Genomic DNA, 15,633 nt, shown 5'->3' with positions numbered 1-15,633 from the left:
CCCATGACCTCGGTCACGTCGCTCACCGACCTAGTCCACCAGCGCCTCGCGAACGCCCTCACGGCAACCCTGCCGGAGGCCGCCGCGGACCCCCTGCTGCGACGGAGCGACCGAGCCGACTTCCAGGCGAACGGCATCCTCGCCCTGGCGAAGAAGGCCAAGGCCAACCCCCGGGAGCTGGCGACGCAGGTCGTGGCGAACGTGGTGACCGGTGACGTGATCAAGGACATCGAGGTCTCCGGCCCCGGCTTCCTGAACGTGACGATCACCGACCGCGCGATCACCGAGACCCTGGCCGCCCGCTACGCCGACGACACGGCGCGGCTCGGCGTACCCCTCGCCCCCCACCCGGGCACGACGGTCATCGACTACGCCCAGCCGAACGTGGCGAAGGAGATGCACGTCGGTCACCTCCGCTCCGCGGTGATCGGCGACGCGGTCGTCCAACTCCTGGAGTTCACCGGCGAGTCGGTGGTCCGCAGGCACCACATCGGCGACTGGGGAACGCAGTTCGGCATGCTGATCCAGTATCTGGACGAGCACCCGGGCGAGTTGGACCACGCCGACGCGCAGGTCACCGGCGAGGAGGCGATGTCGAACCTCGACCGCCTCTACAAGGCCGCGCGCAAACTCTTCGACTCCGACGAGGAGTTCAAGACCCGGGCCCGCCGCAGGGTCGTGGACCTCCAGGCCGGCGACCCTCAAACCATCGCCGCCTGGCAGAAGTTCGTGGACGAGTCGAAGATCTACTTCTTCTCGGTCTTCGAGAAGCTGGACATGGAGATCCGGGACGCGGACATCGTCGGCGAGTCGGGTTACAACGACATGCTGGACGAAACCTGCCGCCTGCTGGAGGAGTCCGGCGTCGCGGAGATCTCGGACGGCGCGCTGTGCGTGTTCTTCGACGACATCAAGGGCCCGGACGGCAACCGCGTCCCGCTGATCGTCCGCAAGTCCGACGGCGGCTACGGCTACGCGGCGACGGACCTGTCGGCGATCAGGGACAGGGTCTTCAACCTCAAGGCGACCTCGCTCCTCTACGTCGTGGACGTCCGCCAGTCCCTCCACTTCAAGATGGTCTTCGAGACCGCCCGCCGGGCCGGCTGGCTGGGCGACGACGTCACGGCGTACCAGTTGGCCTTCGGCACGATCCTCGGCAAGGACGGCAAGCCGTTCAAGACGCGTGAGGGCGTGTCGGTGAAGCTGGAGGACCTCCTCGACGAGGCGGTCCAGCGCGCCACGGCGGTCGTCCGGGACAAGGCGGAGAAGGTCGGCCTGACCGAGCAGGAGATCATCGACAACGGCCGCTACGTGGGCATCGGCGCGGTGAAGTACGCCGACCTGTCGACGTCCGCGGTCCGTGACTACAAGTTCGACCTGGACCAGATGGTCTCCCTGAACGGCGACACGGCGGTGTACCTCCAGTACGCCTACGCCCGCATCCAGTCCATCCTCCGCAAGGCCGGCGAGGCCCGCCCGGTCGCCCACCCGGAGCTGGAACTGGCCCCGGCGGAGCGCTCGTTGGGCCTCCACCTGGACCAGTTCAGCGAGGTGGTGGCGGAGGCCGCCAAGGAGTACGCCCCGCACAAGCTGACGGCGTACCTGTACCAACTGGCCTCTACGCTCACGACGTTCTACGACCAGTGCCACGTACTGTCCCCGGACAACGCCCCGGAGGTCGTCGAGAACCGCCTGTTCCTGGTGGACTTGACGGCCCGGACGTTGCAGCGGGGGATGGCACTGCTGGGCATCAGGACGCCCGAGAAGCTGTAAGGGTGTCCAGAAGGCAGATGTTCAGAAGGCAAGTGTGATGGTGGCCCGCCCTCTCCCCCGAGAGGGCGGGCCGGCTTCATGAACGGCCGTTGGTTCAGATGCCGTTGGCGAAGTTCTTGAACGCGGCCCGGGTGCCGGAGCCCGCGTCGCCGTCGATCGCGCCGGTGTAGCCCCAGTTCTGCAGGAGCCGCTGGAGCGCCTTGATGGTGTTGACGCCGGGGTCGCCGTCGATGGCGCCGGTGTAGCCCCAGTAGGTCTGGAGGTTGCGCTGGAACGCCTTCCAGCTGTTCGGGCCGAGCTGGCCGTCGATGGTGTCGGTGTAACCCCAGTACGTGTGCAGCCAGTTCTGCACCTTCTTCGCCTCGGCGGTGGAGAGGCCGAAGTTCTGCACCGCCTGGATCGAGACGTCGGACGCCTGTACGGAGGCGGCCGGCGCGGCGAAGCTGGGGGCGGCGAACGCGACGCCCCCGACCGCGATACCGGCGACGGCGGTGAGGCTGACGAGGGTCCTGGCCACGACATTCGGTCGCATGCGTTCCTCTTTCAGGTAGTCGGTCGTCGTGCTGGAACGAGACTGCGGTCCACCCGGGCCGCCCCGCCACAGTCGCCGCCGAAGTGACGTCTCGACGGGACGTCACCACCCCTGACCTGCGGGGACACCGACAGCGGGGACGGCGGGACGGGACGCCTGACGGCCCCTCGCGGACCATGGCCGATTCCCTCCGCGCGCTGGAACCGAATAGCCGTGCGATGCGGTGTCTGTGATGCAGAATGCGACGCGGCAGGGACCGCTGACCCCGGCCCCTGAACGCGAAGTGGGGGGAACACATGTCGCGTTGGAAAGTGCTGCCCGCGGAACTGGACCCGCGGGTACGGCAGTTGGTGGTACGCCTGCGTCGCCTGAAGGACCACAGCGGCCTGAGCATCCGGCAGTTGGCGGCGCGGACGGGCTACAGCGCGAAGTCCTGGGAGCGGTACCTGGGCGCCCGTTCCCTGCCGCCCGCACAGGCGCTGGAGGCCCTGGCCCAGGTCTGCGGCGAGGACCCCGCCCGCCTGCTGGCACTGCGGGAGGTGGCCGCGGAGGGCTGGACGGCCCTGCCCGAACGGCCCCTGATGACAAGCCACTTGCCGTCACCGGAGTCGGCTCCCCGGTCCCCCGAGCGACGCGCCCTGCGCATCGCGCTCGTGGCGGGCTCGGTGAGCCTCGTCCTGGCGGTCTCGTCGGCGGTGCTGGTGACGATCCGCATCATGGACGCCGACAACAGCGGCGGCCCCGGGGCTTCGAGTACGGCCACGACCCGGTCGGCGGCCCCGCTCGCCGCGCCGACGGCCGCGTCGCCGTACCCCTGCCGGATCCAGCGGACCGACGGCCTCTGGTACGCGGGCAACAGCCGTACCCAGCAGGAGAATCTGGCCGTGGGCAACACCGGGCCGGATGTCGCCGAGGCGCAGTGTCTGCTGCGCAGGGCGGGGATCTCGCCGGGCGGTATCGACGGGATCTTCGGCCCGCTGACGGAACACGCGGTGAAGCAGTTCCAGAAGCGATCCGGTCTCGTCGTGGACGGCATGGTCGGCCCGCACACCTGGAAGGCCCTCCGGGGATGAACCAACTGGCCACCGCGCTAAGGGAGTTGCGCTCCGCCACCGGCCTGAGCCTGGCGGGCCTCGCCGCGAAGACGCCGTACAGCAAGTCGTCCTGGGAGCGGTACCTCAACGGCAAGACCCTGCCCCCGAGGGAGGCGGTGGAGGAGCTGTGCCGCCTCGCCGGCGAACCGGTGGGCCGGTGTGTGGCGCTGTGGGAACTCGCGGAGGCGGAGGCGAGCGGGCGGGCTGCGACCAGCCAAGGCCGACCACCGACGGCGACAGCGGCACCCCTGACACCCACCTCCCCACCCCCTCCCCCGCCCCCGGTCCCGGAGCAACGCGGCGTCGTGACCCTCGCGGTCCTCGCGTCCGTCTGCGCGGTGGCCGTGACCGCCGTGGTCCTCGCCCTGCTCCTGCTCCCCGGCCCCCGCGCGTCCGAACCCCTCTCCCCCACCGCCGCCACCACGGCCACCTCCGCCGGCCCGGGCTGCCACGGCGCGGCCTGCGAGGGCCGCAGCCCGATGGCCATGCGCTGCGCCGCCCAGCCGGACACCGTCGCCCGGCACCGGACGGCCACCGGGGCGTGGGTGGAGCTGCGCCACAGCCCGACGTGCGGCACGACCTGGGCCCGCACCTGGGGCGGCCGCATCGGCGACCGCATCGAGATGAGCGTGCCGGGGCGGCCGGGGGCGGCGCACGGCGCGGAGGTGGGCAACGCCGTGGACGCGGAGTCGTATGTGTACACGCTGATGGCGGTGACGGGGCCGGGGAGCGTGGTGCGGGCTTGTTTCCAGCCTGCGGCGAAAACGGGGGCGGCGCCGGGGAAGAAGGAGTGCTTCGAGGGACGGGTGCACTGACCTCATCAACGGTGACCGTGCGACTTGATGGCCAGGCCGTAGGTGTCCGTGTAGGCGGCGGGCGCCGCGCCCAGGTAAGACCACCCTGTGAATGGCGTAAGAGGAGACTAAATACGAGTTAAATAAAGCACGTCAAGACCATTTGAGAAACTGACTGCACACAGCAATTACACAGAGTGTGACCATCTTCACCTCCGGGGCGAAAGCCGCACCCCTCACATCTCAAGGCAAGCCCGTAAGCCGACAGTTCACCGTGCTTTCACCGACAGGTAAGGTCCGTGGAATGCCGAGAGTCAAAGTCAGCGTGATCGTTCCCGTCTACAACACCGGGAAGTACGTCGACGAGTGCGCGCCATCGCTGCTGGGACAGAGCATGCCCGCCGACGAGTACGAGGTCATCTACGTCGACGACGGCTCGACCGACGACACGCTGAGCCGGCTGGAGAAGATCGCCGCCGGAGCTCCGAACGTCCAGGTGCACACCCAGCCGAACTCCGGCTGGCCGGGCGCGCCCCGCAACCTCGGCATGAAGCACGCCCAGGGCGAGTACATCCAGTTCGTCGACCACGACGACACGCTCGGGCCCGAGGCCCTGGAGCGGCTGTACGAGCACGCGAAGCGCAACGACGCGGACGTCGTCCTCGGCAAGATGTCCAGCACGATGGTGCGGCCCCGGCGGTTGTTCCGGCACACGGTGGACGCCTGCACGATCGAGAACGACGAGCTGACGCAGAGCATGTCGCCGCACAAGATGTTCCGGCGCGCGTTCGTCGAGGAACACGGACTCCGCTTCCCCGAAGGCCCGTGGATCCTGGAGGACCTGGCCTTCGTCAGCGCCGCCTATCTGAAGGCGGAGCGTATTTCGATCCTCGCCGACTATCCCGTCTATTACTGGATGAAGCGGGACGACGGCGGCAACAACACCCAGCACCGTTTCAACCCGAAGCACGGTTTCTGGCCCAACACCCGAACGATCGTCCGCCAGTTCAAGGAAGCCACACCCGCGTCCGACGACATCGACGCACTCCAGAACCGCCTCCTCCACCGCCTTTACCACGTCGAGATCCTCTCCCGCACCCGCGAGCCCGAGATCCTCCGCGAGGACCCGGCCGAGCAGCGCCCCCGCTTCGAGGCGGCCCGGGAACTGGCCCTGACGGAGTTCCCCGCCGCCGTACGAGAGGGTCTCCCCGCGGTGTCCCGGCTGCGCGCCACCCTGCTGGAGGCCGGTGACTTCGACGGTGCTGTCGCCCTCGCGGAGCGCGTCCGTGAGGTGAAGGCCCGCAGCGAGGTCGGTGAACTGCGGTGGGAGAACGGCCGGTTGGTCGCCGACATCGCGCTGGAGCTGCTGCGCGGGGACGGCGAGCCGCTCGTCCTCGTCGAGCGGGACGGGAAGCAGTACCTGGACCCGGAGTTGCTGGCAGGCGTGCCGGGGACGGAGGGCGGCTGGGAGGTCCCCGATCCGTTCCGGCTCGCGTACGCGGAGCTCGTGGTCAAGGACCGGGACCGCGAGGACTGGTGGTACCCGGAGGGCGACCTGGAGGTACGGCTGAAGCCCCTCGGGGACGGCCGTTCGCAGGTGATCGCCGAGGGGCAACTGGCTCTGGACCCCGAGCGGTTGGCGGGTGGCCGGCCGTTGGAGCGCGGGGTGCACGACGTGTGGGCGTACGTCCAACTGCTGGGCGTGGACCGGATGGCGCGGGTGACGGGCGAGGGCCCGGCGGCGGGTCCCGCGCTGACGGGCGGCCGGCTCGCGCTGCCGTACTGGACGGTCAAGGGCCAGCTCGCCCTCGACATCGACCAGCGCCAGCGCAAGTTCGGCCCCGACACGGCGGCGGCCGCAGCGACCAACTCCGAGCGGGGTGAGGGGAGTTCACTTCCCCTGCCGTACCTGGCGGCTACGGCGGACTCCGCCCCGGCCCGCGTGAAGGTCACCGTGGCGACACTCGCGGTGAACGCCGAGCTGCTCCCCGCCCCCAGTACCGATGCCGATACCGATACCGGCGCCACCACGGCCCGACTCCGCCTCCCCGCTCGCCTGAAGCTCCCCTCCGGCCGCCACCCGGTATCCCTCCCGAAGACGGCCGGGCCGCTCGCGTACGCCGTCGTCCGCGACGGCACCGTGCTCCGCCTGGAGGGCCCGGCGTACGAGGCCGGGGGCGGGCGGCGCCTCCTCGACTCCGTCGCCGACAACCGTCAAGTGCGGCGGGTGCGGCGGAAGTTGGGGAAGCCGGGGACGTAAGGGAGTTTGGCTCGGGTCAGTTCTGGTGGACGACGTTCCGGCCCGGGCCGCCCGAGAGCGTGTCCGTGCCGGGGCCGCCGTACAGCTGGTCGTTGCCGCTGTTGCCGTAGATCGTGTCGTTGCCGCTGTTGCCGTACAGGATGTCGTTGCCGGTCTGGCCGTAGAGCTGGTCGTTGCCGGTGCCGCCGCGGATCGTGTCGTTGCCGTCGGTGCCGCCCTGAAGGAGCTGGCCGCCCGGGCCGCCGTAGAGGAAGTCGTTGCCCCGGCCCCCGTCGGCCATGGCTCCGTCGCCGTCGGCGTAGATCGTGTCGACGCCGTTCTCGCCCATCGCGTGGGAGTGGGCACCGACGTGGATCGTGTCCTTGCCGTCCCCGCCTTGGACCCACATGGTGCCGACTCCGGTGATGGTGTCGTCGCCCGGGCCGCCGTAGACCTCGTGGAATCCGCTGGTGGTGGTGTCGGTCGACCTGTCGTTGCCGGAACCCAGGTCCACCTGGCCGGTGGTGCCGTTCTGGCCGGTGGCGTTGGTGTAGGTGACGGTGTCGTCGCCGTCGGCGAGGCTCATCGCGAGGACGCTGTCCGTGCGCTCGCCCGTGCAGGAGATCCGGGTGAGGTCCGCGCTGTCGGGGCGGGTACAGGGGGTCCCCGACTCGATGGTGATCGGGACCACGTCGTCGATGACGTAGGTGCGGTGGACGCGGTCGCCCGACGTCACGGTGACGGTCACCTTGTTGGTCTGGCCGGGTGCCGCCGTGTACTGGATCCGTCTGCCCGCGCTGTCCGTCGTCACCGACGCCGACGTGGACGTAGTCACGGCTCCGGCGGTGGCGGGCAGCGCGACCGTCACGGCCAGCCCGGCGCCGACGGCCAGGCTCAGGGCCGAGGCCGCGCGCAGGGTCCTGCGGCTGATACGGGGCGAGCGGGGAGCGGACATGGCACAACCTCCGTGTGAAGCAGGGGATTCCGACAATCACGAGTGACCGCCGGTGCGGGTGGAGGGTTGTGTCCTGATTTGCGGAGTTCACGGTTCCGTCGGGCGTTGTTCAGTGTCGAACTCGGCCCACACCACCTTGCCGAAGTCCCGTTCCCCCACACCCCACTTGTCGGCGAGCGCCGACACGAGCAGCAGTCCGCGCCCGCCCTCGTCGGTGTCGCGGGGGTGGACGTCGACGCGCGGAACACCACCCCCGCTGTCATGCACCTCGACCCGCAACGAATACCCGTCGCACCGCAGCAGCAGCCGGAACTGACGCCCCGGCGGCACCCCGTGCACCAGCGCGTTGGTCGCCAACTCGCTGACGCAGACCAGCACATCGGCGCCGCGCTCGGTCCCCGCGAGTCCCCACTCGGCCAGGTACGCGTGAGCGAACTGCCTCGCGGCGGGAACGGACCGGCGTTCGCGCCGGAAGAACTTCTCACTCAGGTTCACGGGACAAGAGTTGCGTAGCGTCACTAGTGTTGACAGGGCGTGAGCCCTGGACTCCTTTTTGTACGGGCGGAGTACGGGTCCGTGCGGGGTCCGGAACGGGTGGATGTGGGGAGCACCACAGCATGAACTCCAAGAAGAACCGCTCGACGATGCGGCTGCTGGGCGCACAGGTGAAAGCGGCCCGCATGGCCGCCGGTTTGACCCAACGCCAGCTCGCCGAACGGGCCATGGTCGACGAGGAGACCATCGCGTCGGTCGAGCAGGGCAGGCGCCGGCTGATGCCCCCGCTCGCGAGGACGCTGGACAGGATCCTCGACACGAAGGGGACGTTCGAGGCGGGCGTCGACAACCTCCCGGAGATCGACCAATTCCCGCTCTACGCCGAGGAATACATGCTGCACGAGCGCGAGGCCATCGCTCTGTCCTGGTACGACAACGCGGTCATCCCCGGTCTGCTCCAGACCACCGAGTACGCCCGCGCGGTCCTGGCGGAACGCATTCCGGCGTACGACGAGGACGAGATCGCGGCGAAGCTCGCGGGCCGTGTCGAGCGGCAGGAGATCCTGCAGCGCAAGTGTCCGCCGACGATGAGCTTCGTCATCTGGGAGCCGGTGCTGCACCTCGGCATCGGGACGCCAGAAGCCCGCCGCGAGCAGCTCCGGTTTCTGCGCGAGTGTGCCGAACTCCCAGGCCTCGCCCTCCAGTTCCTCCCGATGAACACGGCAGCACATGCTGGTCTCGACGGCCCATTCATCCTCCTTGAGACGCCGGACCACCAGCACCTGGCCTACACGGAAGGACAGCGTGGCAGCCAGTGGGTCGCGGACCTCGACGAGGTATCCAGGCTGGCGCGCAAATATGCGATGCTGCGGTCACAGGCCCTGACGCCCCAGGAGTCCAGGTGCCTGCTCGATCGTCTGCTAGGAGATCAATGAGCACCGCACTTGAGTGGTTCAAGTCGAGCTACAGCGGCAGCGAAGGCGGCGCCTGCCTCGAAGTCGCCTACACCTGGCGCAAGTCCAGCTACAGCAGCAGCGAGGGCGGCCAGTGCGTAGAGGTCGCCGCCTGCCCCCACACCATCCACATCCGCGACTCCAAGAACCCGGCGTCCGACGGCCCCACCCTCCAACTCACCCCCACCGCCTGGGCGGCGTTCACCGCCACCCGGTAGTCGACAAGTCCAAGCCGAGCAATACTCGGGGACCCTCCCCCCTCCCACACCCCGGCCCCAGAAGTGTGACACTCAGCGCCAAAGTGTCACACTTTCGCCAACAGAGTTCCCCGTCCGTCGCCCGTCACCCCCTGTACCCCTCGACCTACTCAGCGACGGTTTCCAGCGCGTCCGCTCCGATGACGGACTCCAGCGCATCACCGACGAAGCCACGAGCGCGAGCGAGCCGTGCGGGGAGGCCGAACTCCTCGTCACCGCCTTTCATGCCAACTCCCCGCGCCCCGACTGTCAGTGCCCGCCTCTAAAGTTTCCGGCATGGCGACCCTTCCCAACCCGCTGCCGAAACTGGCGGCCGACCCGAGCGGCACCTCGCTCGGGCTTGAACTCCCCGCCGGGAGTCTGATCGACGTGACCGCCGAAGGCCCGGCGGACGAACCGCTGTTGTGGTGTGCGGACGAGCCGGCGAGGCCCGGTGGCTACGACGCCCTCCAGCCCGCGCGCCGGGCCGCCGGGCTGCTCCCCGTGCTGGTGGACCTCGGCGGCGACCAAGGCGCCCTGGACGAATGGCAGTTGCTGCCCGACGAGGCGTCGTACCCGGGGGACCACGACGCCGAAGAGGTCCTGGAGGAGTTCTGGGAGGAGTACGCGGCGGACGAACTCACCCCGGACGCCGACCGTCCCGGCACGGACTCCTTCGCCGAGCACTCCCCCGACCAGGCCACCTACGACGAGACGATCGCCCCCTACGGCCCCGAGTGGCCGGGGCTCGTCGAACCGCTCGCCCTGGTCGCCGATCCGGACGCCCGCGCCGCCGAACTCGCCGACTCCCTTACGGAGAGCGGCACTTGGCTCAAGGAACCGCACCTCGCCCTCGTCCCGGCCCGCCGCAGCGCCGACATCCCGGCGGCGATCGGCTGGACCGGGCAGATCAACTACGAGGGGGACGTGGCCAGGCTCTGTGCCGTCCTGCGCTCCTGGGAGGACCGCTTCGGGATACGCGTCGTGGCCCTCACCTCCGACCAGTTGGTGCTGTCGGTCGCGGCCCCGCCGACGACCCAGGAGGAGGCCGAGGCGGTCGCCGCCGAGCACTTCGCCTTCTGCCCGGACAACATCACCCAGGGCCATCACGAGACCCTGCGCGCCTACGCCCAGCACGAAGTCCTCAACCAGCAGGTGTGGTCCTTCTGGTGGGACTGACCTGAGCTCAGCTCAGCAGCTTCATCCCCTCCGGCGCCTCGATCCCGAACTCCTCGTCCAGCAACCGCCGCACCTCCCCCTCGTCCGTCAACTCCCGCTCGTTCACGGCACCGTCGGACCTCGTCTCGGTCAACACGCGTCCGTGGAGCAGGAGATGACGGTCAAGGGTGACGCGCTGGACGAAGAGGCCCTTGGTGAACGGGGAGCGCGGGTTCGTGGCGATGTGCCAGTTGATGACCTCGAAGTCCACGTGCTCGAAGGGCTCCAGGGTGAAGGCGTACTGCGGCTGCCAGGTGCCCTTTCCGCCATCGCCGCTGCCGTCGTACGCCTGGAGGACCAGGAGCTCCAGCGGCCCCCCGTGCGGCACCTGGACCAGCCGATGCCTGCGCCCCGCGCCCTCGAACTCCCCGCCCACCACCACCGGTACCGGCTCCAGCAACCCCCCGATCGCCCCGAACCCGACATCGGCCAGATACCGCTGCGGGTCCCCCGGCACCTCCACCAGCAGCGCCATGTGCGTGCGCGGGCGGCTCTCCATCCGGTCCGCGCCCACGACCACCCGGGCCGCCAGCAGGGTCACCCCGAAGCCGAGCGCCCGCAGCGCGGTGGCGAGCAGCGTGTTGTGCTCGTAGCAGTAGCCACCGCGCCGACCGCGCACCAACTTGGCCATCAGATCCGGCAGTTCGAGCGAGGGGGCCGTACGCCGGAGCGCGTCCAGGTTCTCGAACGGGATGCCCCGCATGTGCGCGAGATGCACGCCCCGCAGCGTCCCCGGGTCGGCCCGCCGCTCCCCCTCCCAACCGATGTGCGCGAGGTATTCGTCCAGGTCGAAGCCGCCGCTGTCAGACATGACCCCACCCTACGAAATCACCGGCCCCGCCCCTCTAAAGCTCCCTCCACACCTCACTGCTGCGTCGCCGACTCCAGCGCCTCCACCGCCGCGGCCGCCGCCGTCGAGTCCTGGCCGTAGAAGATGTCGATGTCGACCTCCTCGCCGCCCATCGTCAGGGTGTCCCACGCGCCGCTGAGGACGAGCATGCGCAGGGTCCGCGACTCCAGGGTCCGGAGCCTCTCCAGGATCGCCTCGTCGTCCGGCATGCCGGGCAGGCGGGGCGCGAGCCGGTCGCGGATGGCGCCCATGCGTGCCAACAGCGTGGCCGTGTCCGCCTCGCGGTCCGGCTCCTCCGCGATGCCGTCGATGCCGTGGTCGATGATGTCCTTGATCGCCCAGGTGACGCCCTGGTCGTCGGTGGTGACCATGGCCTTCCAGGCGCGGCTCTTGTGCCGGTACTGGAGCATCGACATCGCGGCCTCGTGCCGCAGGAAGTCCGCGTCGCGGAACGGACGGCCGTTCCAGGCGCTGTTGAGCGAACGGGCCAGCGAAATTGCCGACGCCAGGCCGCTGTTGAGGCCCCGGCCCGGCCAGAAGTGGATCGCGTTGGCCGCGTCGCCGAGCAGGAAGCCGTACGTCCCGGGCGAGTTGACGGTCGGCGGCAGCAACTCGGCGGAGAAGCGCGGGCGTTGCACCATGTCCAGGCGGAAGCTGGTGACCGCGGACAGATCCTGGTCCGAGACGTCGAAGAGCCGCAGCCCCTCGTGCACGCGCTTCCACAAGGGTGATCCCTTGATGAGCGCGGGCAGGAACAGCGTGCCGTGGGTCGCGCACTGGAAGTCGCCGTGGTCGTCGCGGTTCATCAGGCACGGGCGGGAGGCGATGCACTCCTCGAAGACCCGGCGGACCGGGTCGATGCCGATGACCTCCCCCAACTCGGTGTCGGTCAGCCGCATGTTGAGGAAGCCCTCGCCGCGCAACGAGTTGAGCAGGAACCGGTTCTGAGCCACCGTCAGCAGGATCGCCATGGGGTCGGGGAGTTCCGACTTGACCCGCAACCCGAGGACGACGTCCCGCAGATGGACCCCGTCGAGGGAGTAGATCGACTCGTCCGCCTTGCCGAACCTCGCCGCGAAGTGCTCCCGGGTGCGCGACCGCCCGCCGTCACAGATGGCGAGCACATGCTGGCTGGCGAGTTCGTCGCGCTGTTCCGCCGGGTCGAACTTGGCCGGTATCAGCCGTATTCGGTCCCGCTTCTCGTTCGCCAGCTCCAGCAGCGTGTCCTCGATGTAGGCGATCCGCATGTTGCGCGGGTGGTGGTCGCCGATCGAGTCCGGGCCCGAGGGCCACATCTCGGTGAAGTGCTCGGGGTCGAAGAGCCGCTCCTGGACGTACTGCGGCCACGCGAGGTACTGCCGGCTCTGCACCGTCACCACCTGCTGGCGCCGCACATTGCCCTCGGCCTCGCTCTTCCAGACGACACGGCGGCCGTCCTTGCGCCAACGGCCCTCGTAGACCGTGATCTTCACCTGCGCGCCGAGGAAGTGCTCAAGCAGCAGGGCCATGGAGAGGCCTACGGGACCCCCGCCCACGACGGTGACCCGCAGCAGGGAACCCTCTTCCTCCGGGTGGGTCACGGAGCGGGGCAGGTTGAGCGCCATCAGGGTCTGCATCGCGTCGGCGACCTCGAAGCGGAACTCCTGGTCCCCGATGGTGATCTCGTCCCCGGGCTGGAGCAGGCGGGCCTCCACCTCCTCCCCGTTGACCTGCGTGCCGTTGCTGCTGCCGCAGTCGCGCAGGACGTAGCCCTCGTCCTGGTCGAAGACGATCTCCGCGTGGAAACGCGAGACGCTCGGGCTGGCGATGACGACCGTGTTCCCCGCGTTGCGTCCGAAGGTGACGCGGGTGTCGACGATCGGGATGCGCTCTCCCGCCAGCAGGCCCTCACGTCCGACGAGCACCGGTGCCATGACACTTCCTTCCAGGGGCGATGACATCAGCAGCGCTGTGACGATCAACTCTATACTTGCGCCATCAAGTATTCCTAGCCGTCGACGTGGTCAACTCCGTGTCCAACTCACCGCGTTCTCAAGCCGGTTCACCGCAGCCCCTCCCCCAGCCTCCTGAGCCCCTCCCGGATCTCCCCCGGCGTCTGCGTCACGAAGCACAACCGCATCGTCGACCGGTCGGGCTCCCCGGCGTAGAAGGGCGCCCCCGGCACATAGGCCACGTCCTGCCGCACCACCCGCGCCAGCAGTTCCGTCGTGTCGTACGACTCCGGGAGCCGCGCCCACAGGAACATGCCGCCCTCGGGCCGCTCCCAACTGGACTCCTCGGGAAGGGCGTTGGCAAGACCCCCGAGCATGGCGTCCCGCCGTTCCCGGTACACCCCGGCCACCCGCGCCACATGGGCGTCGAGGTCGTTGTCCGCCAAGTACCGTGCGGCGGCAAGCTGGTTGACGGTCGGGGTGTGCAGGTCGGCGGCCTGTTTCGCGACAACACAGGCCCGCAGCAAGGCGGCCGGCGCGCGCAGCCACCCGAGCCGCAGCCCGGGGGCCATCACCTTGGAGAAGGAACCGAGCAGCACCGTACGGTCCGCCGCGCCCTCGTGGGCCGCGATCCACGGCAACCGCTCGCCCTCGAAGCGGAGTTCGCCGTAGGGATCGTCCTCCACGATCCACAGCCCGCGCCGCGCGGCGACCGCAGCGACGGCGGCCCGGCGGTCGGCGGGCAGGGTGCGGCCGGTGGGGTTCTGGAAGGTCGGCACGGTGTAGAGCAGCTTGGGCCGCTCCCGGACGACGAGTTCGTCCAGTGCCTCGGGGTCCAGCCCGGCGGAGTCACTGGGGACGGCGACGACCCGCGCCCCGGCGAACGCGAAGACCTGAAGTGCCGCCAGATAACAGGGACTTTCGACGAGGACGACGTCCCCGGGCTCCAGCAGCGCGGTCGCGAGCAGCGACAGCGCCTGCTGCGATCCGGTGGTGACGAGGAGGTCGTCGGCGCCGGTCGGCAGCCCGCGCGTCGAGTTCCGCTCGGCGAGCGCGGCACGGAGCACCGGCTCGCCCTCGGTCGTCGCGTACTGCAGCGCCCGCGCGGGCGTCTCCGCGAACACCGCCTGGTAGGCGGCCGCGATACCGGCCGTGTCGAAGAGTTCGGGCGCCGGGAGCCCGCCCGCGAAGTTGATCACCTCGGGGCGGGCGGTGACGGCGAGGATGTCCCGTACGGGCGAACCCCCGATCGCGCGGGCGCGCGCGGCGAGCGGTGGGAGAACGGCGGGGGCGGGGGCGGGTTCGATGACGGTCATGGCGGACAGCGTAGGAAGGTAGGTGCCGCCTACAAACAGGTTTCCGCGATCCGGACGGACACCCCCCGCCCCGGGCCCCCGGCTTCAGGCCTTCTTGCCGGTCGCCCCATAGACGTTGATGTCGTCGTCGGTCACGTCGTTGATGTCCCGGTAGGTGATCTTCTCGATGTCGTCGAGGCTCTCGAAGTACGCCTGCTCGACCACCGGCGGCGCGGGCGCCGGACCGGGGTGCCACTTGTGCGCCGGGACCACACCGGGCTCGTCCAGGGTGACGCCCGGGGTCTCGGTGAAGAGCCGCTCGACCTCGTCCTTGGACCGGAACACGAAGGTGAACCCCCGCTCCGTGTAGGTCCGTTGGACCGCACGCGCCGGAATGGGATGCATCTCGTCGGTGAGATGGCTGAGCACGAGGTGACTGCCCGACGGCAGCACATCCACCAGCTCACGCACCAGCGGATACGCCTCGTCGTCCTCCACGAAGTGCAGGATCGCCACCAGCAGCAGGGCGATCGGCTCGTTGAAGTCGAGGGTCTTGGCGGCCTGTTCGAGGATGTCGGCCGGGCGGCGCAGGTCGGCGTCGATGTAGTCGGTACGGCCCTCGGGACTGCTGGTGAGCAGCGCGCGGGCGTGCGCGAGGACCACCGGGTCGTTGTCGACGTAGACGATCCGCGACTCGGGCTCGATGCCCTGCGCGATCTGGTGCACGTTCTCCGCGGTGGGCAGCCCGGTGCCGATGTCGAGGAACTGGCGCACCCCGTGCTCCTGCGACAGCCGGGTCACGGCACGGCGCATGAAGTCGCGGTTGTGCCGTACGTCGAGATACCCGCGCGGGTTGGCGGCGAGCGCGGCGGCGGCGGCCTCGCGGTCGACGGGGTAGTTGTCCTTGCCGCCGAGGAAGACGTCGTAGACGCGGGCCGGGTGGGCCTTGCTGGTGTCGATCCTCCTTCTCAGCTCGGCGGGGTCTTGGCTGAGGGCGTCACCGGGCATGCGCGTCTCCCAGAAGAGTGGGTCATTCAAAGGGCAACAAGAGCAGTGGCCAACAACCTAACTCCCGCCGGGACTTGATGGTGCCCAGTCCGGGTGACGGGCGCCGGCAGGACGGCCACGAGATCACCGGCCCCTTCCCGACGTCCCACGACGTGCCCGCGAGGACCGACATCCCCGCAGGTCAGCGCGGCCGGGACGGTCCCGGCGTCCCGAATCCGGCGACAGCCGTAGACCGCGCCCCGCGCGACCGCCCAAGCTGC

General features: G+C 69.7%; 14 protein-coding genes. 7 read left to right on the top strand and 7 right to left on the bottom strand.

The window, feature by feature from the left end:
- Window positions 1–3 precede the first annotated feature (3 nt).
- Window positions 4–1,773, top strand: coding sequence for an arginine--tRNA ligase (argS, locus tag R2B38_RS23635; protein WP_318018037.1), 1,770 nt, complete (start codon window positions 4–6; stop codon window positions 1,771–1,773).
- 94 nt (window positions 1,774–1,867) lie between these two features.
- Here argS and R2B38_RS23630 read toward each other — a convergent pair whose 3' ends face one another.
- On the bottom strand, window positions 1,868–2,305 hold the full coding sequence (locus R2B38_RS23630; RefSeq protein WP_033282431.1) for a peptidoglycan-binding domain-containing protein: 438 nt from the start codon (window positions 2,303–2,305) through the stop codon (window positions 1,868–1,870).
- A 296-nt stretch (window positions 2,306–2,601) separates the two neighbouring features.
- Between R2B38_RS23630 and R2B38_RS23625 the strand changes: the two genes are divergently transcribed.
- From R2B38_RS23625 to R2B38_RS23615, 3 genes are all read left to right on the top strand, one after another.
- The gene (locus R2B38_RS23625; protein ID WP_318018036.1) at window positions 2,602–3,378 is read left to right on the top strand and encodes a peptidoglycan-binding protein; all 777 of its coding nucleotides are present in this window, start codon (window positions 2,602–2,604) and stop codon (window positions 3,376–3,378) included.
- Window positions 3,375–4,214: an XRE family transcriptional regulator gene (locus R2B38_RS23620; RefSeq protein ID WP_318018035.1), complete on the top strand. Its 840-nt coding sequence runs from the start codon at window positions 3,375–3,377 to the stop codon at window positions 4,212–4,214. The genes R2B38_RS23625 and R2B38_RS23620 overlap by 4 nt, the downstream gene beginning before the upstream one ends.
- Window positions 4,215–4,497: 283 nt before the next feature.
- A complete protein-coding gene (locus tag R2B38_RS23615) occupies window positions 4,498–6,453 on the top strand; it encodes a glycosyltransferase family A protein (protein ID WP_318018034.1) in 1,956 nt (651 codons plus the stop codon).
- Window positions 6,454–6,469: 16 nt separating this feature from the next.
- Here R2B38_RS23615 and R2B38_RS23610 read toward each other — a convergent pair whose 3' ends face one another.
- Together R2B38_RS23610 and R2B38_RS23605 are read right to left on the bottom strand one after the other, a co-directional pair.
- A complete protein-coding gene (locus R2B38_RS23610; RefSeq protein ID WP_318018033.1) occupies window positions 6,470–7,387 on the bottom strand; it encodes a calcium-binding protein in 918 nt (305 codons plus the stop codon).
- A gap of 87 nt (window positions 7,388–7,474) precedes the next feature.
- A complete protein-coding gene (locus tag R2B38_RS23605; protein WP_318018032.1) occupies window positions 7,475–7,882 on the bottom strand; it encodes an ATP-binding protein in 408 nt (135 codons plus the stop codon).
- A 122-nt stretch (window positions 7,883–8,004) separates the two neighbouring features.
- On the opposite strand from R2B38_RS23605, the gene R2B38_RS23600 reads away from it, so the two are divergent.
- The 3 genes from R2B38_RS23600 (at window position 8,005) to R2B38_RS23590 (ending at window position 10,250) form a co-directional block, all read left to right on the top strand.
- Window positions 8,005–8,817 carry a helix-turn-helix transcriptional regulator gene (locus tag R2B38_RS23600; RefSeq protein WP_318018031.1) on the top strand — a complete coding sequence of 271 codons (813 nt, stop codon included), beginning with the start codon at window positions 8,005–8,007 and terminating at the stop codon, window positions 8,815–8,817.
- Window positions 8,814–9,053: a DUF397 domain-containing protein gene (locus R2B38_RS23595; protein WP_318018030.1), complete on the top strand. Its 240-nt coding sequence runs from the start codon at window positions 8,814–8,816 to the stop codon at window positions 9,051–9,053. Before R2B38_RS23600 ends, R2B38_RS23595 begins: the two co-directional genes overlap by 4 nt.
- Window positions 9,054–9,368: 315 nt before the next feature.
- Window positions 9,369–10,250 (top strand): DUF4253 domain-containing protein, encoded by an 882-nt coding sequence (locus tag R2B38_RS23590; protein WP_318018029.1) that lies wholly within the window; start codon window positions 9,369–9,371, stop codon window positions 10,248–10,250.
- Window positions 10,251–10,257: 7 nt separating this feature from the next.
- On the opposite strand, the gene R2B38_RS23585 is transcribed toward R2B38_RS23590, so the two are convergent.
- From R2B38_RS23585 to R2B38_RS23570, 4 genes are all read right to left on the bottom strand, one after another.
- A complete protein-coding gene (locus R2B38_RS23585) occupies window positions 10,258–11,100 on the bottom strand; it encodes an arylamine N-acetyltransferase family protein (RefSeq protein WP_318018028.1) in 843 nt (280 codons plus the stop codon).
- 53 nt (window positions 11,101–11,153) lie between these two features.
- Window positions 11,154–13,052, bottom strand: coding sequence for an FHA domain-containing protein (locus R2B38_RS23580; protein ID WP_318018027.1), 1,899 nt, complete (start codon window positions 13,050–13,052; stop codon window positions 11,154–11,156).
- 128 nt (window positions 13,053–13,180) lie between these two features.
- The gene (locus R2B38_RS23575) at window positions 13,181–14,386 is read right to left on the bottom strand and encodes a PLP-dependent aminotransferase family protein (RefSeq protein WP_318018026.1); all 1,206 of its coding nucleotides are present in this window, start codon (window positions 14,384–14,386) and stop codon (window positions 13,181–13,183) included.
- Window positions 14,387–14,470: 84 nt separating this feature from the next.
- The gene (locus R2B38_RS23570) at window positions 14,471–15,373 is read right to left on the bottom strand and encodes an SAM-dependent methyltransferase (RefSeq protein WP_318018025.1); all 903 of its coding nucleotides are present in this window, start codon (window positions 15,371–15,373) and stop codon (window positions 14,471–14,473) included.
- Window positions 15,374–15,633 lie beyond the last annotated feature (260 nt).

The sequence above is a fragment of the Streptomyces sp. N50 genome, from assembly GCF_033335955.1.
In the GTDB taxonomy this organism is placed as follows: Bacteria; Actinomycetota; Actinomycetes; order Streptomycetales; family Streptomycetaceae; genus Streptomyces.
This window is presented reverse-complemented; position numbering and strand designations above follow the sequence as displayed.

Coding starts and splice junctions, on each gene's coding strand:
- argS (WP_318018037.1), top strand. CDS start 4: ATGACCTCGGTCACGTCGCTCACCGACCTAGTCCACCAGCGCCTCGCG.
- R2B38_RS23630 (WP_033282431.1), bottom strand. CDS start 2,305: ATGCGACCGAATGTCGTGGCCAGGACCCTCGTCAGCCTCACCGCCGTC.
- R2B38_RS23625 (WP_318018036.1), top strand. CDS start 2,602: ATGTCGCGTTGGAAAGTGCTGCCCGCGGAACTGGACCCGCGGGTACGG.
- R2B38_RS23620 (WP_318018035.1), top strand. CDS start 3,375: ATGAACCAACTGGCCACCGCGCTAAGGGAGTTGCGCTCCGCCACCGGC.
- R2B38_RS23615 (WP_318018034.1), top strand. CDS start 4,498: ATGCCGAGAGTCAAAGTCAGCGTGATCGTTCCCGTCTACAACACCGGG.
- R2B38_RS23610 (WP_318018033.1), bottom strand. CDS start 7,387: ATGTCCGCTCCCCGCTCGCCCCGTATCAGCCGCAGGACCCTGCGCGCG.
- R2B38_RS23600 (WP_318018031.1), top strand. CDS start 8,005: ATGAACTCCAAGAAGAACCGCTCGACGATGCGGCTGCTGGGCGCACAG.
- R2B38_RS23595 (WP_318018030.1), top strand. CDS start 8,814: ATGAGCACCGCACTTGAGTGGTTCAAGTCGAGCTACAGCGGCAGCGAA.
- R2B38_RS23590 (WP_318018029.1), top strand. CDS start 9,369: ATGGCGACCCTTCCCAACCCGCTGCCGAAACTGGCGGCCGACCCGAGC.
- R2B38_RS23585 (WP_318018028.1), bottom strand. CDS start 11,100: ATGTCTGACAGCGGCGGCTTCGACCTGGACGAATACCTCGCGCACATC.
- R2B38_RS23580 (WP_318018027.1), bottom strand. CDS start 13,052: ATGGCACCGGTGCTCGTCGGACGTGAGGGCCTGCTGGCGGGAGAGCGC.
- R2B38_RS23575 (WP_318018026.1), bottom strand. CDS start 14,386: ATGACCGTCATCGAACCCGCCCCCGCCCCCGCCGTTCTCCCACCGCTC.
- R2B38_RS23570 (WP_318018025.1), bottom strand. CDS start 15,373: ATGCCCGGTGACGCCCTCAGCCAAGACCCCGCCGAGCTGAGAAGGAGG.